This is a genomic window from Kaistia dalseonensis, from assembly GCF_030814715.1.
Taxonomy (GTDB): domain Bacteria; phylum Pseudomonadota; class Alphaproteobacteria; order Rhizobiales; family Kaistiaceae; genus Kaistia; species Kaistia dalseonensis.
In genome coordinates this window covers 146841-165854 of record NZ_JAUSVO010000005.1, presented here as the reverse complement: position 1 = coordinate 165854, position 19014 = coordinate 146841, and the positions used below count along the sequence as shown (strand labels likewise).

Here is a 19014-nt window from a genome sequence, read left to right as displayed (position 1 = left end):
GTGGGCAGGAGGCCGGCGCGGCGCGTCCGGCCGCATGACTGTCCCAATTCGGAGCATCATCGACAAGCTTCGTTAATGTGGCCTTACCCACACCGGCGCTTCCCGCATTGTTTTGTGCCGTGCGGGGCGGGTTGATCGCGATGGGTTCCGCCACTTAAGTAAGGGCACGCTTCTCCTCATGCGGATGTTCATCAGATGACCCCGACCTCACCGGCCGCCCACGCCCCCGCCGCTGCCGCCCAGACCGCCGATACGGCGCTGGGGGTCCTGCCCGAATGGAACCTTGCCGATCTCTATCCCGGCATGGATTCGCCGGTCCTGCTCGCCGACCTCGAAAAGGCCGCGGCGGATTCGATCGCCTTCGAGACGCGCTGGAAGGGGAGACTCGAGGACCTTGCCCGCGCCGGCGGTCTCGCCGAAGTCGTCATCGAATATGAGGCGTTGGACGAACTGCTCGGCCGCATCGTCTCCTATGCCGGCCTCGTCTATTCCGGCGACACGACCGACCCGGTCGGCGCCAAGTTCTATGGCGACGTGCAGCAGAAGATAACCGATGCGAGCACGCATCTCTTGTTCTTCACGCTGGAGTTGAACCGCGTCGAGGATGCGGTGCTGCAGCATGCGATGGCGCATGATCCGAAGCTCGCCCATTACCGGCCTTGGGTCGAGGATGTTCGCAAGGAAAAGCCCTACCAGCTCGAGGATCGCGTCGAGCAGCTCTTCCACGAGAAGTCGGTCACCGGGCGTGGCGCGTGGAACCGGCTCTTCGACGAGACGATGGCGTCGCTGCGTTTCGACGTGAACGGCGAGGAGCTGACGCTCGAGCCGACGCTGAACCTGATGCAGGACCCGGATGAGGCCAAGCGCAAGGCCGCCGCCGACGCGCTCGCCGCGACGTTCACGGAAAACCTGCGCCTGTTCACGCTGGTGACCAACACGCTCGCCAAGGACAAGGAAATCTCTGATCGCTGGCGCGGCTTCAGGGATGTGGCCGAGTCACGCCACCTCGCCAATCGCGTCGAACCGGAAGTGGTCGATGCGCTGGTCGCCGCCGTCCGCGCCGCCTATCCGCGCCTGTCGCATCGCTATTACGCGTTGAAGGCGAAGTGGTTCGGCAAGGATGAGCTCAACCATTGGGACCGCAATGCGCCGCTGCCCAAGGTGCCGAGCCGGACGATCCCCTGGACCGAGGCGCGCGATACCGTGCTCTCCGCCTATGGCCGCTTCTCGCCCGACATGGCCGAGATCGCGCAGCGCTTCTTCGACAAGGGCTGGATCGACGCGCCGGTGCGCCCCGGCAAGTCGCCCGGCGCCTTCGCCCATCCGACCGTGCCCTCGGCGCATCCCTATGTGCTGCTCAACTATCAGGGCAAGACGCGCGATGTGATGACGCTGGCGCACGAGCTCGGCCATGGCGTGCACCAGGTCCTGGCCGGTCCGCAGGGCGCGCTGATGGCGCCGACGCCGCTGACGCTCGCCGAGACGGCCAGCGTGTTCGGCGAGATGCTGACCTTCCGCGCGCTGCTCGATGCACAGACCGATCCCGTCCAGCGCAAGGCGATGCTCGCCTCGAAGGTCGAGGACATGATCAACACGGTCGTGCGCCAGATCGCCTTCTATTCCTTCGAGCGCAAGGTGCATGTCGAGCGGCGCGCGGGCGAACTGACTGCCGAGCGGCTCAACGCGATCTGGATGGAAGTCCAGGCCGAAAGCCTCGGCCCGGCAATCCGCCTCGGCCCCGGCTACGAGACCTTCTGGACCTATATCCCGCACTTCATCCACTCGCCGTTCTACGTCTATGCCTATGCCTTCGGCGATTGCCTCGTGAACTCGCTCTATGCGGTCTACCGGCAGGCGGAGAGCGGCTTCCAGGACAAGTATTTCGCCCTGCTGAAGGCCGGCGGCACCAAGCACCATTCCGAACTGCTCGCCCCCTTCGGCCTCGACGCGACCGACCCCTCCTTCTGGCAGAAGGGCCTTTCCGTGCTGGAAGGCTTCATCTCCGAGCTGGAAGCGATGGAGGCCTGAGGGTTCTGATCCTCGCTTATGCAGAAAAGCCCGGCGCCATGGCGCCGGGCTTTTCTATTCGGGGTGCGGTGCGAGGCGCTATGCCCGGTTTCGTCGGGATAGCGATCAGCTGTGCGGACGCTCCAGCGACCGAGTCAGGCGATTTCGCCCAGATGGCGTCTGACCCATTTCGCTTCTTCCGACGCCGTGCGCCCGAAATGTCGCTTGAAATCCCGGCTGAACTGGGCCGGGCTCGCATAGCCGACCGACGTCGCGACCTCGGCGATCGTTTTCTCCTGGCTTGCGATCATCAATCTCGCCTCGTGCAGCCGCATCGCCTTCACATATTGCATCGGACTGCTGCCCGTCAGTTCCTTGAAATGGACGTGGTAAGAGGGAACGCTCATGCCGACCGCTCTGGCCAGGTCGAGGATCGAGATTTCAGAGCCATAATTTTCCCGCAGCCACGCCACGCTTTGTATGACTTTTCCCGCGGTGCCGTTCTGTCGAACAGCCGCGATCATCGCGCCGCCTTGCGGACCGATCAGGATCCGGTAGTGCAACTCGCGCAGGAGGCTTGGCCCCAGGACGCCGATTTCGGCCGGGCTGCCCAGCGACTTCAGAAGGCGTAGAAGCACATCCTCGATATCGGCATCCATCCGACTGGAACCGAGACCCCGTGGCTTGTCGCTCTTCAGCTCTGCGTGCCGCTCCAATTGCATGGCTATCTCGGCGGCTAATTGCATGTCGAATTCGACATACACCGCAATCAGCGGGCGTTCCGGGCTGGCGACCGAATCCATCCGAAAGGGGACCGGCACTGAGACGGCCAGATAGTGATCCTCGTCGTATTGAAAAATCTCGCCTTCGAGAATGCCCCGCTTGCTCCCACGCAGCACGAACACGGCGCCGGGTTTGTAGAGGACCGGGATGTCTTGGAGCACGGCCTCTGTGCGGAGAATGCGCACGCCGCCGAGCGCTGTCGGATTATACCCGTGGCGCGGCGCGAGACGATCCGCCAATGCCGCCAGCGTGTGGCGCCGGGATGGCGCGTCTCCGCCTAAAATAGGAATCGGCAAGATATTCATAGGTTACGCAATCGATAGACCCGGATCTCGATATTATTGATCAAGCCATCCCCTCCAACAAGGATGTTGGCAGATCATGTCACCAAAGAGCTTTTTCATAACCGGCGCCAATTCGGGCTTCGGCCTGGCAATTTCAGTCGCCGCGATCCGGGCGGGCCACAAGGTGATCGGAACCGTGCGCTCCGAGGCCTCCCGCGCTACGCTCACCGAGGCTCTTCCCGAGGTCCATTCAGTCCTCTGCGATGTCACCGAGTTCGATCGCCTCACGGACATCGTCCGTCAGGTGGAGGAGGAACATGGACCCGTCGACGTCCTGATCAACAATGCTGGCTATGGCCATGAGGGCGTGCTCGAGGAATCACCGATCGAGGAGATGCGCCGACAGTTCGATGTCAACGTCTTCGGCGCGGTTGCCGTCGCCAAGGCGTTTCTTCCAAGCTTCCGGTCGCGCCGTCGGGGTTTCATCGTCAATGTCACCTCGATGGGCGGCATGATCACCCTGCCCGGAATTGCCTATTACTGTGGCAGCAAGTTCGCCCTTCAGGGAATCTCGGAGGTGATGCGCTCGGAAATGGCCCCATTTGGCGTTCATGTGACGGCGCTTTGCCCTGGCTCGTTCCGGACGGACTGGGCCGGGCGCTCAATGGTCCGCACGGAAAGATCGATCGCAGACTACGATGCCCTTTTTGATCCGATACGCGCGGCCCGGCAGGCCGTCAGCGGCAAGCAGCTCGGCGATCCCGAAAAGCTGGCCGCGGCCGTTCTGACCTTGATCGAATCCGACAATCCGCCGCCGCTGCTTCTGCTCGGCAGCGACGCGTACCGGCTGGTGTCGGCGAAAATCGAGCGCCTCCAGCAGGAAATCGAGGCCTGGCGGGCGCTCACCCTGTCCACGGACGGCTAGGCCGCGGCCTGGATGGAGCGCGGGCGGCCGAAGCACGCTCGCGATCCTCGGTCTTGGCGCCGAGGTGATCCCGAAGGAATGCCTCCCTCGCTGGATCCTCCTCCGATGCCTCGCTGATGCGAAGCATCGGAGGATGATGGTGGAGCCCGTAGCAGGCTGCCTAAAGGCTCGCCTGCGCGCGGTAGAGCCTCGCATAGGCGCCGTTGGCCGCGATCAGCGCCTCGTGGCTGCCTTCCTCGATGATTCCGGCCTCCGTCAGCACGAGGATGCGGTCGGCGCGCTGCACCGTCGACAGGCGGTGAGCGATGACCAGCGTCGTGCGAGACCGCGCCAGCGTCATCAGCGCCTGCTGCACGGCCCGTTCGCTCTCATTGTCGAGCGCGCTGGTCGCCTCGTCGAAGATCAGGATCGGCGGGTCCTTCAGGATGGCGCGGGCGATGGTCAGCCGCTGCTTCTGCCCGCCGGAGAGCTTCACGCCGCGCTGGCCGATATCGCTGGCATAACCGTCCGGCAGCGCCATAATGAAGTCGTGCGCGTTGGCGGCACGCGCCGCCGCCTCGACCTCGGCGTCCGTGGCATCGGGCCGGCCGTAGCGAAGGTTTTCCATCACCGTGCCGGCGAACAGGTAGACGTCCTGCTGCACGATGCCGATGTTGCGGCGGAGCTCGTCGAGCCGGATGTCGCGAATGTCCGTGCCGTCGATCAGAATTCGTCCCGCCGTCACGTCATAGAAGCGCGGGATCAGCGCGCAGAGCGAGCTCTTGCCCGCGCCCGAGGCGCCGACGAGCGCCACGAACTCGCCGGGCCTGATGGTGAGCGAGAGGTTCCTGAGCACATGCGGGCCGTCCTCCTCGTAGCGGAAGCCGACCTTTTCAAAGCTGATCGCGCCGCGTGCGCGACCGATGGCCTTGGCGCCCGGCCGGTCCTGGATGTCGGGCTCCGTCTCGAAGATCTCCATCACCCGCACGAAGCCGGTGAAGCCGCTCTGCCAGAGACGCGCGAGGTTGGCGAGGCGGTTGACCGGATCGACCAGCACGGCGACGCAGAGCAGGAAGGTGAGCAGATCGGCGACGCCCAGCCCCGCCTCGGCGACCCGTACCGATCCGGCGACGATGATCATGACCGTCACGAGTTGCGGGAAGATGGTTGTGCCGGCCCAGAGATAGGCCTCGCTGCGATAGCCGATGCGCCGGCCTTCGAGGAAGCGCTGGTTGGCGACTTCGAAGCGCCGGTTTTCGAGCGCCTCATTGGCGAAGGATTGCACGACGCGGATGCCGGCCAGCGAATCCTCGACCCGCTCGCTCACGCCCCCGACGCGTTCCTTGACCCGTAGCATGGCCGCGTTGACGCGATTGTTGAAATGAAGCGCGTAGAAGGACGCCGGCGGGATGACGGCGAGGATCATCAGTGCGAGCGGGACGTCGAGCGTGAACAGGATCGCCGTCACGCCGGCGAATTTCAGCACCGCGATGGCGAGATCCTCCGGCCCGTGATGATAGAGCTCGCCCACGTCGAACAGGTCATGCGTGACGCGGCTCATCAACTGGCCGACGCGCTGGCGATCGTAGAAGCTGAAGGAGAGCTTCTGGCAGTGGGCGAACAGCTCGCGGCGCAGAGCCGCTTCCATCTTCGCGCCCATCATATGGCCCTGATAGTCGACGAAGAGCGTCGCGAAGGCCTGCATGACGAGCAGGGCCAGCATCAACGCGCCCACGGCATAGACGACGGGAAGCGTGGTCGATGGATCGTCCGCGGCGACGAGCAGGCGTGTCACATGGTTGGCGCAGAGCGGCAGCAGCAGCGCGGTCACCGAGATGAGCACGGCGCAGGCGAGGTCGAGCGCCAGCAGCGGCAGATAGGGCCGGTAATAGGCAAGAAGCCTGGCGAGGCGCGCCCGCGTCAGCCGCGGCGTGGCGGCGTCGACGGAATCGTCCGAAAGCGGCCTGCCACGCGGGGCGGCAGGTGTCGGAGGATGAGCCTGCGTGTCGGGGCTAGAGTCGTCGTCTCGTATTGGCGGTTCCGGAGAACGGATAAGCATGGAACGTCATGTCCTGATGAATTTCAAAGGCTCCTTTCGCGCTGGACACAAAGGTTCTCATGGGAAGCTCCCGGGCTTTCGCTGGACGAGCCGCAACTATGGCCCGATGGCCCGGACCTCACAAGGCGGCGCGGGCCAAACAGCTCGGTTGTGGCTTTTCAGCACCGGTTGCACCGCCCGCCAGCGACAGACTGGCGCGGGCTGTTTCTCCGCATCTCACTTGTACGCGGCCCGGGGGAACGCATCTTAGGAGCCAGGATCGCCGAAAGAGTTCATCCCCCATGTCCGATTCCGAACGAAACCGTCTCTCCGGCCGCCTGTCGCGTTATGCGCGGGTGGGGATGAATGTCGGCGGTGTCGCCGCCAAGGTTGCGGGCACGCGGCTCTTCGGCGGCACGCTCGACAAGGGCAAGAACGCCTCGGAGCTCGCAACCGCGCTCGGCGGGCTCAAGGGTCCGCTGATGAAGGTCGGGCAGATCCTCTCGACCGTGCCCGATCTGGTGCCGCCCGAATATGCCGAGGAACTCTCGCAATTGCAGTCGAACGCGCCGCCCATGGGCTGGCCCTTCGTCAAGCGGCGCATGCAGGCCGAACTCGGCCCCGACTGGGAAAAGAAGTTCGAGAGCTTCGATCGCCAGCCGGCCGCCGCCGCCTCGCTCGGCCAGGTCCATCGCGCCGTCGCCAAGGACGGCCGCGCGCTCGCGGTGAAGCTCCAATATCCGGACATGCAGTCGGCCGTCGAGGCCGATCTCGCCCAGCTCAAGGTGCTGATGTCGATCTATCGGCGGATCGACCGCGCGATCGATACCAGCGAGATCTTCGAGGAAATCGGCACGCGCATCCGCGAAGAACTCGATTATGCCCGCGAGGCGCGTCATGCGCTGCTCTACAAGATCATGCTCGACGGCCAGCCGCTCGTGCGCGTGCCGGAGGTCGAGCCGCGCCTTTCCACTCGGCGCCTGTTGTCGCTGACCTGGCTCGAGGGACGCCGCCTGCTCGATTTCCGCGATCGCCCGCTCGAGGAGAAGAACCGCATCGCCGCCGCCATGTTCAACGCCTGGTGGTCGCCCTTCGCCCGCTTCGGCGTCATCCACGGCGATCCGCATCTCGGCAACTACACCGTGTTCGAGGATGAGGACGGCGTCGCGGCCGGCATCAACCTGCTCGATTATGGTTGCATCCGCATCTTCACCCCGGCCTTTGTCGGCGGCGTGGTCAATCTCTTCCACGGCCTGCGCGAAAATGATCGCGACCGTGTCGTCGCGGCCTATGAGAGCTGGGGTTTTGTCGGGCTTTCCAACGAACTGATCGACGCGCTCAACATCTGGGCGCGCTTCATCTATGCCCCGCTGATCGACGACCGCGTCCGCACCATCGCCGATGGCGTCGCGCCGTCGGAATATGGCCGGCGCGAGGCTTTCCAGGTGCATCAGGTGCTGAAGGAAAAAGGCCCGGTGACGGTGCCGCGCGAATTCGTCTTCATGGACCGCGCCGCGATCGGGCTGGGTTCGGTCTTCCTGCACCTGAAGGCCGAAATGAATTTCTATGAGCTCTTCGCCGAGACGATCGAAGGCTTCGACGTCGCCCTGCTCGGCCAGAGGCAGCAGGCGGCGCTGGGCGGGGTCGGGCTGGTTTAGCCCTCCAGCGTCGGCCAGCGATGATGGATCCTGTTGGTCTCGTCGGGATTCGTCGTGCAGACTGCGGCCATGTTCACCTTCGCCATCTACATCGCCGCCGCCCTTGCCGAAATCGCCGGCTGCTTCGCCTTCTGGGCCTGGTGGCGGCTCGATCGCTCGCCGCTCTGGCTCGTGCCCGGCATCGTCTCGCTGATGCTGTTCGCCTGGCTGTTGAGCCTGAGCCCGGCCGATAATGCCGGCCGCGCCTTCGCGGTCTATGGCGGGTTCTATATCGTCATGAGCCTCGCCTGGCTCTGGGCCGTGGAGGGCGCGCGGCCGGACCGCTTCGATCTTCTCGGCGCGGCGATCTGCCTCGCCGGCGCGGCGGTCATCCTGCTCGCGCCACGCGGCGCATGAAACGCGTCAGCATGGCCAATTGCCGGACCCTCTATTCTTGCTGTATAGGCCGCTGATCATTGGCCCTGTTGGAGAGGATCAGGCGACGATGGCCGAAAGCCCGATGGACTACGCCGAACACGAGCGGACCTACGATTTCTTCATCGGTCTGACGAAATACGGCACCATTGCCGTCGTCATCATTCTCGTCTTGATGGCGATCTTCCTGCTCTGATGTGCCAGGGGTCGATCCGCGCCGCTCATGCCGATCCCCGCCTCACATTACCATAGTAGAGCGGGCGCCTGCCCGCTGATCCCAAGGGAAACGCCATGAAGATTGGTGTGCCGGCCGAGATCGACGCGCTGGAAAGCCGCGTCGCCGCGACGCCTGAGACAATCAAGAAGTTTATCGCGCTGGGCGCAGAGGTCGTCGTCCAGTCGGGCGCCGGGCTGCGCTCCCGCATCCCCGATGCCGAATATACGGCCGCCGGTGCCGCGATTGCCGCGACGGGCGCCGATACGGTGCGCGATGCCGATATCGTGCTGAAGGTGCGCCGTCCCGCGAACGGGGAACTCGCCGCCTACAAGGCCGGCGCGCTCGTCGTCGCCACCATGGACCCTTATGGCAATGACGACGCCATCGCCGCCATGGCGGGTGCCGGCGTCACCGCCGTCGCCATGGAGTTCATGCCGCGCATCACCCGCGCCCAGGTCATGGACATTCTCTCCAGCCAGGCGAACCTCGCCGGCTATCAGGCGGTGATCGATGCGGCTTCCGAATATGACCGCGCGCTGCCGATGATGATGACCGCCGCGGGCACCGTTCCGGCCGCGCGCGTCTTCGTCATGGGCGCCGGCGTCGCCGGCCTGCAGGCGATCGCCACGGCCCGTCGCCTCGGCGCCGTCGTGACGGCGACCGACGTTCGCCCCGCCGCGAAGGAGCAGGTCGAAAGCCTCGGCGCCAAGTTCGTGGCGGTCGAGGACGAGGAGTTCAAGCAGGCCGAGACCGCGGCCGGCTACGCCAAGCCGATGTCGGCCGAATATCAGGCCAAGCAGGCGGCGCTCGTCGCCGAGCACATCAAGAAGCAGGACATCGTCATCACCACGGCGCTGATCCCCGGGCGTCCGGCGCCGAAGCTGGTCTCCGCCGCGATGGTCGCCTCGATGAAGCCTGGCTCCGTGCTGGTCGACCTCGCGGTCGAGCGTGGTGGCAATGTCGAGGGTGCGCGGCCGAACGAAGTGGTCGATATCGACGGCAAGAAGATCGTCGGCCATCTGAACGTCGCCGGCCGCATCCCCGCCACCGCCTCGCAGCTCTATGCCAAGAACCTCTTCGCCTTCGTCGAGACGCTGATCGACAAGAAGGAGAAGAAGCTGGCCGTCAATTGGGACGACGAACTGGTCAAGGCGACGGTGCTGACGCGCAATGGCGCGATCGTGCATCCGGCGTTCCGGCCCGTCGAAGCACCCAAGGAAATCCTCGTCGCTGAGCAGGGGGCCAGCTGATCATGGCAAATCTCACGCCCGAACAGGCGGCGAGCGCCGCGCAGGCCGCCGCCGACGCCGCGACCGCCGCGGCCAATGCCGCGCAGGAAGCGGCGCAGGCCGCCCATATCTATGCAACGCAGGCCTCTGGCGGCGGGCTCGGCGATGTCGCCGGCGCGGTCGCCCATGCCGTCAGCGGCGGCGCGATCGATCCCTTCGTGTTCCGCCTGTCGATCTTCGTGCTCGCGATCTTCGTCGGCTATTACGTCGTCTGGCAGGTGACGCCGGCGCTGCATACGCCGCTGATGTCGGTGACCAATGCGATCTCCTCGGTGATCGTGGTCGGCGCGCTGCTGGCTGTCGGCGTCGAGGCTGTCGATGCCGCTGCCGCTTCGGGCCATGCCTGGGCGCAGGGCTTCGGCTTCATCGCGCTCATTCTCGCCAGCGTGAACATATTCGGTGGCTTCCTCGTCACCAGTCGCATGCTCGCCATGTACAAGAAGAAGACGAAGTGAGGATGCGCCGATGACAATCGCCAATATCACGGCGCTGCTCTACCTCGTTTCCGGCGTCCTGTTCATCATGGCGCTGCGCGGGCTTTCGAGCCCCGCGACCTCGCGCCAGGGCAACATCTACGGCATGGTCGGCATGGCGATCGCCATCCTGACGACGCTCGTCCTCGCCGCGCCGAAGAGCCCGCTCGCCTGGGGCCTCATCATCGTCGGCATCGCGATCGGCGGCGGCATCGGCGCGATCACCGCCCGCCGCATCGCCATGACGCAGATGCCGCAGCTGGTCGCCGCCTTCCACTCGCTGGTCGGCCTCGCGGCCGTCATGGTCGCGGCCGCCGCGCTCTATGCACCCTCCGCCTTCGGCATTGGCGAGGTCGGCTCGATCCACGGCCAGGCGCTGGTCGAGATGTCGCTCGGCGTCGCGATCGGCGCGATCACCTTCACCGGCTCGATCATCGCCTTCGCCAAGCTGAACGGCAACATGTCGGGCAAGCCGATCCTGCTGCCCTCGCGCCACATCATCAATGCGGCGCTCGCGATCCTGCTGGTCGCGCTGATCGTCGCGCTGACGATGACCGAGAGCCATCTGGTCTTCTGGCTCATCGTGCTGGTCTCGCTCGTGCTGGGCGGGCTCATCATCGTCCCGATCGGCGGCGCCGACATGCCCGTCGTCGTCTCGATGCTGAACTCCTATTCGGGTTGGGCCGCCGCCGGCATCGGCTTCACCCTCGGCAACACGGCGCTGATCATCACCGGCGCGCTGGTCGGCTCGTCGGGCGCGATCCTCTCCTACATCATGTGCAAGGGCATGAACCGCTCGTTCATCTCGGTCATTCTCGGCGGCTTCGGCGGCGAGACGGGCGGGCCGGCGGGAGCGGCTGGCGCGGTCGAACAGCGCCCCGTCAAGCAGGGCTCGGCCGAGGACGCGGCCTTCGTCATGAAGAACGCCTCCAAGGTCATCATCGTGCCGGGCTACGGCATGGCGGTGGCGCAGGCCCAGCACGCGCTGCGCGAAATGGCCGACAAGCTCAAGGCCGAGGGCGTCGAGGTGAAATACGCGATTCATCCGGTCGCCGGCCGCATGCCGGGCCATATGAACGTGCTGCTCGCCGAGGCGAACGTGCCTTATGACGAGGTGTTCGAGCTGGAAGACATCAACTCGGAATTCGCGCAGGCCGATGTCGCCTTCGTCATCGGCGCGAACGACGTGACCAATCCGGCCGCGAAGACCGATCCGAAGTCGCCGATCTACGGCATGCCGATCCTCGACGTCGAGAAGGCCGGCACGGTCCTCTTCGTCAAGCGCGGCATGGGCTCGGGCTATGCCGGCGTCGAGAACGAATTGTTCTTCAAGGACAATACGATGATGCTCTTCGCCGACGCCAAGAAGATGGTCGAGAACATCGTCAAGGCGCTGGGCTGAACCTCAGCCGACTGAAACAAAAAAGGGGCGATCGTCGATCGCCCCTTTTTCATGCGTGCCTTCCGGGCGCCGCGCGTGTGGACATTCTATTGCCAGACGAGCTCGTCCGCCATGGCCGGGTCGGTCCTGGCCTCCCTGGCCGTGTCGCAGGTCTCGCTCACATTGTCGGCGATGGAGGCGAGTTCGCCGCCGAGCAGCACGCCGTAGATGACGAGAATGTGCGAGTCGAAATAGGCCTTCTGCGCGTCGCTCATCTTGGCCGCGTCCTGCGGCGCAAGCGTGTCGAACACCTTCTCGAAGCGCGCCTGGTCGAGCGTGAAGCCCTGGCAGGTCGCGGCGACGGCCGCCTGATAGGCCACGAGTTGCAGCGTCGTCATCTGCTCGCTGGTGAGCGCGCCCTCGAGCATGTCGATCGCATGCTGGCGGACGAAGCTGCTCTGCGAGCCTTCGGCGCGCGCCTCGAAGGCACCAGCCGCCAGGATCGAGACCGCGAGGCCGAGCGCCGGAACAAGTCTGGTTTTCATGATGGTCGTCCCTGCGGTCAGCTTCAGAAAACGCGGCTCGTCCACGACGGAAGGAAATCGCCGCTATTATTGTAGCAGGCGCCCTCGCGCGGATAGCAGGTGACATTGGTTGCCGGGCTGAACGGCGCAGCGGGCCGCTGTGGTTGCGGCGGCGGCACATACTGGTTCTGGTGCTGGTGATCGCTCGACGACGCCGCAAGCGCCGCCGCCCCGAGGAGCAGCCCGCCAACGATGACCGCCGCCGTCTTGTCGCCATGCTTGGCCTCGGCGATCGTCGGCTGTGCCAGGCAGAGCACCGCCACTGCGGCGCATGCCCATCCGGTGCGTTGACGCATCAAGAAGTCCCCCCGTGTCTACGGACCCAGAACCAGGCGGCGATCGCCGCGGCCGGGTTCCCTTACGGCATCAGGAGAACATACGCTGGGGTGTCGTACAAGTGCAGGCGCGCGGGGCGGGTTACTTCGCCGTGCGGCGCATGCCGTCGCGGGCGGGCGCGTAGCTCGGGTTGAGCGAGGAGGCATGGGCGAAGGCCGCAAAGGCCAGGTCGCGTTCGCCGAGCTTTTCAAGCGCCAGACCCTGGTTGGTCCAGCCCTGATAGGAGTTCTTGTCGCGCCGGACGACGGTGTTGAAATCGTCGAGCGCGGCCTTGTAGTCGCCGATGGCGAGATAGGAAAGGCCGCGCGACAGATAGGGCTCCGGCGCATTCGGCGCATAGGTCATCGCCGCTGTCAGGTCGGCGATCGCGTCGTCGTGGCGGCCCTGACTCTGATAGATCAGGGCGCGGTTCTGGTAGGCCTTCGGGTCGGTCGGCTCGAGCGCGATCGCCTTGGAGAAATCGGCAAGCGCCAGCTCGGTCTGGCCTTCGGAGCGGTAGAGATTGCCGCGCCCGACATAGGCCTCGTTATAGTTCGGATTAAGTTGGATGGCGGTATTGTAGTCGGCCAGCGCCTGCGGGTCCTGCTTCAGGCGCCGCTCGACCAGCGCACGATTGGTATAGGCCTGGTAGAAATTCGGGTTGAGCTGGATCGCCTTGTTGAAATCGGCGAGGGCTTCCTGGTAGCGCCCCGAGCGTCCGAACGCCGTGCCACGAACATTATAGCCCGAAGCGTCGCTCGGGTTCTGGTCGACCACCGAGGTGAGCGAGGAGATATTGGCCGCGGATCCGGTCGCCGGGTCGATGTCACTGTCGAAATCATGCACATTCGACGAAGACTGGCAGCCGGCGAGCAGGAGCGCGCCGAGGGAGGCCACGAGAAACAGGCCGGCTTTTCGTGTTCTCCCGCTCTCCGTCTGCCGATCGATCGGCAAGTTCGCGAGATGCAGAGCGGTCATAGCCATGTCTCCGGGGGGCGTCGCGGCCCAAAGGCCTCGATGCAAACGTCAAAGGGCAACAAGCACCGCCGAAACGGGCTCGTTACCCCGAAACATTCGAAGTGCAAAACGGGCGAAAGGAAGGCGCCGGGCGATTTCGCCGCGACGGCGCGCTTTCGCTGATGCTCTTAATGCTTGTTGCCGGCGGCTGCAACCACGCCGCCTTCGCGCAGTGCGCGCTTGCGGGCCAGCTTGCGGGCGCGGCGCACGGCTTCAGCCTTCTCGCGGGCGCGCTTGACCGAGGGCTTCTCGTAGAAGTCGCGAAGCTTCATCTCGCGGAAGAGGCCCTCGCGCTGCATCTTCTTCTTGAGAACCTTCAGCGCCTGGTCGACATTGTTGTCGCGGACAAGTATCTGCACGCCCGTGCTTCCTATATTGGTCCGATCAAAATGAGCTTTCGGCTATTCGCCGGGCAAACGAAAGCATCGCCGGCCGGCAGATCTCCGATTTCGGCGCTCTCATAGCAGAACCGCCCTTGGCCTGTCAAAGCGGCCGGAGGCAAAATGTGGCGGTTTTTCTATGTTTCGCCGGCCTCAAAGGCGCTAAGGATCGGGTCGGTCAATCAGGAGCGTTTGCATTGAAACTCGAAAACAAGGTCGCGATCGTCACCGGCGGTGCCAAGGGCATCGGCTATGCCATCGCCGAGCGTTTTCTCCAGGAGGGCGCGCGCGTCGTCGTCGCCGATATTGACGAGCCGACGGGCGAGGCGGCGATCGCCGCGCTCGGCAGCCTCGGCGCCTGCCGCTTCGTGCGCACCGATGTCGGCGATCGTGACGCCGTCGCCAATCTCATTGCCGCGACGCTCGATTTCGGCGGCGAGATCGACGTGCTCGTCAACAATGCCGGCATCGTCGCCGGTGCCGATTTCCTCGACGTTTCCGAGGAGGATTTCGACCGCGTCCTGCGCGTCAACCTGAAGGGGGCCTTCCTCTGCGGGCAGGCAGTGGCGCGCCATATGGCGGCGCGCGTCGATGCCGGCGGCACGCCGGGCGTGATCGTCAACATGTCGTCGGTCAATGCCGTGTTCAGCCTGCCGAACCAGGTGCCCTACAGCGTGTCCAAGGGCGGGCTCAACCAACTGACCAAGGCGATGGCGGTCTCGCTCGCGCCGCGCGGCATTCGCGTCAACGCGATCGGGCCGGGCTCGATCGCGACGGATATCCTCGCTTCTGTGAACAGTGATCCCGACGCCAAGCGGCGCATCCTGTCGCGGACCCCGATGGGGCGGATCGGCGAGCCTTCCGAGATCGCGGCGATCGCCGCGTTCCTCGCTTCCGACGATGCGAGCTACATCACCGGGCAGACCATCTATGCCGATGGCGGCCGCATGCCGCTCAACTATACGGTCGCCGTCAAGGAATAGGCGGTCATCGCTCAACAAAGAACCCGCCTCGAGGGGCGGGTTCAAAGCATCAGTCGCGGCAGGGCTCGATGAGCCCTGCGCGGGGGAGGGGCGACGGGCGCCTATTCCTCGTCTTCGTCGACCGGGCCGCGCAGCGACTTGAGCTTGGCGAAGACGGCCTCGGCGTCGAGTTCCTCGTCCTTCGGCTCTTCGCGGCGGTAGGAGCGCAGGGCGGCCGAGGCGAGCGCGTCGGCGGCGGTCGTCTCCTCGGGACGCAGCAGCGTCTCGCCATCGGCGGCGATTTCGCGCGGCGGAGCGTTCTTCGCGGCCTTGTCGACTTCGAAATCGAGATCGATCTGCGAGCAGAGGCCCAGCGTCACGGGGTCGGAGGGCGTCAGATTGGTCGAGTTCCAGTGGCTGCGGCCACGGATCGAATCGATCGTCGGCTTGGTGGTGCCGACGAGACGCATGATCGCGGCGTCCTTCAGCTCCGGATGGTTGCGCAGCAGCCAGAGAATGGCGTTCGGCCGATCCTGGCGACGCGACACGGGCGTATAGCGCGGGCCCTTGCGCTTCTGCACGGGGATGCGGACCTTGGTCTCGGCCATCTTGAGGTGATATTTCGGATCGCGCTGGCCGCGATCGATTTCCTCACGGGTCAGCTGGCCGGTCGAAACGGGATCGAGCCCCTTGATGGTCTGCGCCGCTTCGCCGTCCGCGATCGCTTTGACTTCCAGCGGGTGCAGCTTGCAGAAATCGGCGATCTGGTCGAAGCCGAGCGAGGTATTCTCGACGAGCCAAACGGCCGTCGCCTTCGGCATCAGCGGAATAGTGGACATAATTCTCTCCTGATCGCTCGCCCGGATTTCGCCGGAGGAGCAGAACAATCGTCGAATTGACGGGGAATGGCCAACATATAGACCGGAGCCGGCTCTGAATCAAACAAAGCCTCGGGTCTCGCGTGCCATGGCCGCCGATCCGGCGAAAGTCGTGAGGCCGGACGCGGCAGAAGCCACGTCCGGCGACACAGGGCAGCCGATCCTTACGGCGTCGCGGGAGCCGGTGCCGGAGCGGGCTCGGCAGGTGCCGGAGTCGCGGGCGCCGGAGCGGGCGCGGCCGGAGCCGCAGGTGCCGGCGTTGCGGGAGCCGGGGCGGGCGCTGATTGTTCGGCGGCCGGCGGAGGCGGCGGCGGCGGGGTGGGCGTGCGGCCCTTCCACCAGAAATAAGCGATCACCAGAACGATGATCACCACCACGGCCCAAATCCAAGTGTTTTGGCGTTGCATGGTTTCCTCCGGGTGCGTTGTGCACCGACGCAACTATCCTACATCATCCGTCACGCAATCGTCACATCCGACACGAAGAAATCGGCCGGATGGTCAAGAACGGCGCGAATATTAGTGCCGGCTGCGCATCAGCTCGTCGCTCGACTTGTTCAGATGAACCTGATCATCGACCCGCTCGACCCATCCGGGCGGAATGTAGTGATGCGCGCCATCGGGCGAATCACTTTTCGTGAGCTTGATTGCGCCCGGGCCGCTCATATGATCGACCGTTCCGATACGGTTGCCGCGGAGGTCGACAACCGCCATCTGTTCGCGAATGGTACTGGCATTGATCATCGTGCCTGCTCCTCTCTTGGGACAGGCCGACAACGCCAGGACGGGCGATTGGTTCAGCCTTTCGTGCCGGATCCGACCGTCAGCACGATCTTGCCGATATGGGCGGACGATTCCATCCGCCGATGCGCGCCCGCCGCATCGCGGAGCGGGAAGGTCTGGTCGATCTGCGGCAGGACGCGTCGTGCGGCGAGGAGCGGCCAGACATGCTCCTCCAGCGCGCGGGCGATTCCCGCCTTGAACGCGACCGGCCGGGGCCTGAGCGTCGAGCCGGTGTGGGTCAGCCGCTTCATCATCAAACGGCGGAAATCGACCTCGGCGCTCGAGCCGTTCAGGAAAGCGATCTGCACGATCCGTCCATCCGGCGCGGCGGCCTCATAGTTGCGCTCGATATAATCGCCGCCGACCATGTCCAGGATGACGTCGGCGCCATGGCCGTCGGTCGCGGCCTTGGTCTCGACGACGAAATCCTCTTTCTGATAGTTGATGGCCCGATCGGCGCCGAGCGACAGGCAGGCGGCGCATTTCTCGGCTGAACCCACCGTCGTGATCACGCGGGCGCCGAAGGCTTTGGCGAGCTGGATCGCCACCGTGCCGATGCCCGATGTGCCGCCATGGACGAGCAGCGTCTCGCCGGCCTTCAGCCCGCCACGCTCGAACACATTGCTCCAGACGGTGAAGAAGGTCTCGGGAATGGCGGCTGCCTCGATCATGGAGAGGCCTTCGGGAACCGGCAGCGCGTTGGTTTCGTGAACGGCGACATATTCCGCGTAGCCGCCGCCCGCGACGAGCGCCATCACGGCATCGCCCACCTTGTAGCGCATCACATTGCGGCCGATCGCGGCCACATGGCCGGCCACTTCCAGCCCCGGCAGGTCGGAGGCGCCCTTGGGCGGAGGATAGCCGCCCATGCGCTGCAGTATATCGGGACGGTTGACGCCCGCCGCTTCGACGGCGATCAGGATCTCGCCCTCGAAGGGATGGGGAACCGGCCGTTCCACCGGCTTCAGCACGTCGGGGCCGCCCGGCTCGTCGATGGCGATCGCGGTCATGGTGGCGGGAATGACGTCCATGGAACTCTCCTGCTGATGATCCGCCGCATCCTCGTTCCCATATGCGGGACTCTGGAAACGCGGATCGGTCCTGCTAATTTCGCTGGCGAGACGACGAGACCACAAGGAGGACGGCAATGGCGCTCTTCGACGACGCACCGGTCGAGCGGCCGGTACCACACAGGATCGGCGAAGATCTCGCAACCCTTTCCATCGCGGAGCTGGGCGACAGGGTCGCCGTGCTGGAGGGCGAGATCGCGCGCCTGCGCGCCGCCATGGCGGCAAAGACGGCCTCGCGCGATGCGGCCGCCTCGTTCTTCAAGCGTTAGCAACAAAGGGGGCGGGGATAATCGGCATCGATGGTTAATGTTCTGTTAAGGTTTCCAGGACATTATCAATGACATCCAGTCATCTGGATTCGAGTGGCTCCTGTCCACTTTGTTCGATGCCTCCCTGTTAACCTGCAAGAGCCGTTTTCCACGGCTCTTTTTTTGACGTGCCGGGCGAGAATCGGCGAAGTTGAAAGCTGCCGCCTTTCATGCGATGGCCTTGCCGCGACGCGATTCCGGCATGGCCGGCCGCGACGGCCGGGCAGGCAGGGGGAGCGTCTGGATGAGCGACGGATTCGGGGACGGACGGCAGGCCGACGCACCGATCGCGTTCGGTCAGGCATTCGCCCTTTCCGACACGTTCAAGCTGCTCTTCCGCGAAGGCATGGCGCTGGTCGAGGAGACCGCGACCTATCTCGACAATGACGGCCGGATCGAATCCCGCGACCTGACGCGCGACGGATCGCTGAGCTACGCGACCGAATCGATGCGCCTCACCACGCGGCTGATGCAGATCGCCTCATGGCTGCTGCTGCAGCGCGCGGTGAACGAAGGCGAGATGACGGCCGAGCAGGCGAGCCAGGAAAAGGCCAAGGTGCGCCTGCGTGGCTTCGGCACGGTGACGCACGGCCCGGGCTGGGAAGAGCTGCCGCCGCGGCTGCAGCAGATCGTCGAACGCTCGGTCCGCCTGCAGGAGCGAGTCGTCCGGCTCGATGATGCGCTCTACAACATGGTGGCGCTCGAGCATCCGGCGGAAAACGCCGTCAATCGCCAGTTCGGCCGGCTCGCCCGCGCCTTTGGCGGCGAATAGCGAACAGCGCGTCCGTTCCAACGCCGCCGCCAGGGCGGCTCACATCGTTTCCTGTCCAGAAAAGCAAAACCCCGGCGCGAAGGCCGGGGTTCGTATCAGCGCGGACGTCAGGGGCGATCAGCTGTTGCCCATGAAGCCCTTGAACTTGTTGTTGAAGCGCGAGATGCGGCCTGCGCGGTCGAGCAGCGTCTGCGTGCCGCCGGTCCAGGCCGGATGCGTCGTCGGGTCGATGTCGAGGTTCAGCGTCGCGCCGGCCTCGCCATAGGTCGACTTGGTCAGGTACTCGGTCCCGTTGGTCATCACGACCTTGATCGTGTGGTAGTCCGGGTGAATGTTCTTCTTCATGGTCGGTCCTCGAGCGCTCGGTCCGTCGGGACCGCATGGCCTCGGCTCGCGTCAGGCGCGGGCAAAGGCCGGATCAATGGGAAAAACGGCCGCTTGCGACCGGCCGTCCTGTCGGGGCGACGATATAGCCCACCCCTCGGATCGGCACAAGAG

The 19014-nt window shown here is 65.1% G+C and carries 21 protein-coding genes; 11 read left to right on the top strand and 10 right to left on the bottom strand.

All coding sequences use genetic code 11. The features are described 5' to 3' along the window. The first annotated feature begins 195 nt into the window (after nucleotides 1–195). The gene (locus QO014_RS17905; RefSeq protein ID WP_266350104.1) at nucleotides 196–2028 is read left to right on the top strand and encodes a M3 family oligoendopeptidase; all 1833 of its coding nucleotides are present in this window, start codon (nucleotides 196–198) and stop codon (nucleotides 2026–2028) included. A 134-nt stretch (nucleotides 2029–2162) separates the two neighbouring features. Here QO014_RS17905 and QO014_RS17900 read toward each other — a convergent pair whose 3' ends face one another. Beyond that, nucleotides 2163–3089 carry an AraC family transcriptional regulator gene (locus QO014_RS17900; protein WP_266350404.1) on the bottom strand — a complete coding sequence of 309 codons (927 nt, stop codon included), beginning with the start codon at nucleotides 3087–3089 and terminating at the stop codon, nucleotides 2163–2165. Nucleotides 3090–3171: 82 nt separating this feature from the next. Here QO014_RS17900 and QO014_RS17895 point away from each other — a divergent pair, with 82 nt between their 5' ends. After that, entirely contained in the window at nucleotides 3172–3999 is an 828-nt protein-coding gene (locus QO014_RS17895; RefSeq protein ID WP_266350103.1) for an oxidoreductase, read from the top strand. Between the two features lie 160 nt (nucleotides 4000–4159). Here the strand turns inward: QO014_RS17895 and QO014_RS17890 are convergent, their stop codons facing one another. Continuing rightward, nucleotides 4160–6037, bottom strand: coding sequence for an ABC transporter ATP-binding protein (locus QO014_RS17890; RefSeq protein WP_266350102.1), 1878 nt, complete (start codon nucleotides 6035–6037; stop codon nucleotides 4160–4162). Between the two features lie 281 nt (nucleotides 6038–6318). Here QO014_RS17890 and QO014_RS17885 point away from each other — a divergent pair, with 281 nt between their 5' ends. The 6 genes from QO014_RS17885 to QO014_RS17860 all read left to right on the top strand — a co-directional run bounded on the left by QO014_RS17885 (nucleotide 6319) and on the right by QO014_RS17860 (nucleotide 11469). Continuing rightward, the gene (locus QO014_RS17885; protein WP_266350101.1) at nucleotides 6319–7674 is read left to right on the top strand and encodes an ABC1 kinase family protein; all 1356 of its coding nucleotides are present in this window, start codon (nucleotides 6319–6321) and stop codon (nucleotides 7672–7674) included. Between the two features lie 69 nt (nucleotides 7675–7743). Beyond that, a complete protein-coding gene (locus QO014_RS17880) occupies nucleotides 7744–8070 on the top strand; it encodes a YnfA family protein (protein WP_266350403.1) in 327 nt (108 codons plus the stop codon). Between the two features lie 88 nt (nucleotides 8071–8158). Next, nucleotides 8159–8284, top strand: coding sequence for an aa3-type cytochrome c oxidase subunit IV (locus tag QO014_RS17875; protein ID WP_266350100.1), 126 nt, complete (start codon nucleotides 8159–8161; stop codon nucleotides 8282–8284). Nucleotides 8285–8379: 95 nt separating this feature from the next. Further along, nucleotides 8380–9555, top strand: a complete 1176-nt coding sequence (locus QO014_RS17870; RefSeq protein ID WP_266350099.1) for a Re/Si-specific NAD(P)(+) transhydrogenase subunit alpha — start codon at nucleotides 8380–8382, stop codon at nucleotides 9553–9555. A gap of 2 nt (nucleotides 9556–9557) precedes the next feature. Beyond that, on the top strand, nucleotides 9558–10049 hold the full coding sequence (locus QO014_RS17865; RefSeq protein ID WP_266350098.1) for a proton-translocating transhydrogenase family protein: 492 nt from the start codon (nucleotides 9558–9560) through the stop codon (nucleotides 10047–10049). Between the two features lie 10 nt (nucleotides 10050–10059). Then, entirely contained in the window at nucleotides 10060–11469 is a 1410-nt protein-coding gene (locus QO014_RS17860) for an NAD(P)(+) transhydrogenase (Re/Si-specific) subunit beta (protein ID WP_266350097.1), read from the top strand. A gap of 86 nt (nucleotides 11470–11555) precedes the next feature. Here the strand turns inward: QO014_RS17860 and QO014_RS17855 are convergent, their stop codons facing one another. The 4 genes from QO014_RS17855 to rpsU all read right to left on the bottom strand — a co-directional run bounded on the left by QO014_RS17855 (nucleotide 11556) and on the right by rpsU (nucleotide 13723). Continuing rightward, a complete protein-coding gene (locus tag QO014_RS17855; RefSeq protein ID WP_266350096.1) occupies nucleotides 11556–11993 on the bottom strand; it encodes a hypothetical protein in 438 nt (145 codons plus the stop codon). A gap of 23 nt (nucleotides 11994–12016) precedes the next feature. After that, nucleotides 12017–12328 (bottom strand): hypothetical protein, encoded by a 312-nt coding sequence (locus tag QO014_RS17850; protein ID WP_266350095.1) that lies wholly within the window; start codon nucleotides 12326–12328, stop codon nucleotides 12017–12019. Between the two features lie 121 nt (nucleotides 12329–12449). Beyond that, nucleotides 12450–13331 carry a tetratricopeptide repeat protein gene (locus QO014_RS17845; protein WP_370877168.1) on the bottom strand — a complete coding sequence of 294 codons (882 nt, stop codon included), beginning with the start codon at nucleotides 13329–13331 and terminating at the stop codon, nucleotides 12450–12452. A gap of 161 nt (nucleotides 13332–13492) precedes the next feature. Continuing rightward, on the bottom strand, nucleotides 13493–13723 hold the full coding sequence (gene rpsU / locus QO014_RS17840) for a 30S ribosomal protein S21 (protein WP_266350093.1): 231 nt from the start codon (nucleotides 13721–13723) through the stop codon (nucleotides 13493–13495). A 218-nt stretch (nucleotides 13724–13941) separates the two neighbouring features. On the opposite strand from rpsU, the gene QO014_RS17835 reads away from it, so the two are divergent. Further along, nucleotides 13942–14727, top strand: coding sequence for an SDR family NAD(P)-dependent oxidoreductase (locus QO014_RS17835; protein WP_266350092.1), 786 nt, complete (start codon nucleotides 13942–13944; stop codon nucleotides 14725–14727). Nucleotides 14728–14828: 101 nt separating this feature from the next. Here QO014_RS17835 and QO014_RS17830 read toward each other — a convergent pair whose 3' ends face one another. From QO014_RS17830 to QO014_RS17820, 3 genes are all read right to left on the bottom strand, one after another. Continuing rightward, nucleotides 14829–15545: a DUF1013 domain-containing protein gene (locus QO014_RS17830; protein ID WP_266350091.1), complete on the bottom strand. Its 717-nt coding sequence runs from the start codon at nucleotides 15543–15545 to the stop codon at nucleotides 14829–14831. Nucleotides 15546–16102: 557 nt separating this feature from the next. Next, nucleotides 16103–16327: a DUF2171 domain-containing protein gene (locus tag QO014_RS17825; protein ID WP_266350090.1), complete on the bottom strand. Its 225-nt coding sequence runs from the start codon at nucleotides 16325–16327 to the stop codon at nucleotides 16103–16105. A gap of 53 nt (nucleotides 16328–16380) precedes the next feature. Next, on the bottom strand, nucleotides 16381–17397 hold the full coding sequence (locus QO014_RS17820) for an NAD(P)H-quinone oxidoreductase (protein ID WP_266350089.1): 1017 nt from the start codon (nucleotides 17395–17397) through the stop codon (nucleotides 16381–16383). 116 nt (nucleotides 17398–17513) lie between these two features. Between QO014_RS17820 and QO014_RS17815 the strand changes: the two genes are divergently transcribed. Next, nucleotides 17514–17705 carry a DUF1192 domain-containing protein gene (locus tag QO014_RS17815; protein WP_266350088.1) on the top strand — a complete coding sequence of 64 codons (192 nt, stop codon included), beginning with the start codon at nucleotides 17514–17516 and terminating at the stop codon, nucleotides 17703–17705. Between the two features lie 283 nt (nucleotides 17706–17988). Beyond that, on the top strand, nucleotides 17989–18516 hold the full coding sequence (gene rcdA, locus QO014_RS17810; RefSeq protein ID WP_266350087.1) for a protease adaptor protein RcdA: 528 nt from the start codon (nucleotides 17989–17991) through the stop codon (nucleotides 18514–18516). 117 nt (nucleotides 18517–18633) lie between these two features. On the opposite strand, the gene rpmE is transcribed toward rcdA, so the two are convergent. Then, the gene (rpmE, locus tag QO014_RS17805; protein WP_266350086.1) at nucleotides 18634–18861 is read right to left on the bottom strand and encodes a 50S ribosomal protein L31; all 228 of its coding nucleotides are present in this window, start codon (nucleotides 18859–18861) and stop codon (nucleotides 18634–18636) included. Between the last annotated feature and the right edge of the window lie 153 nt (nucleotides 18862–19014).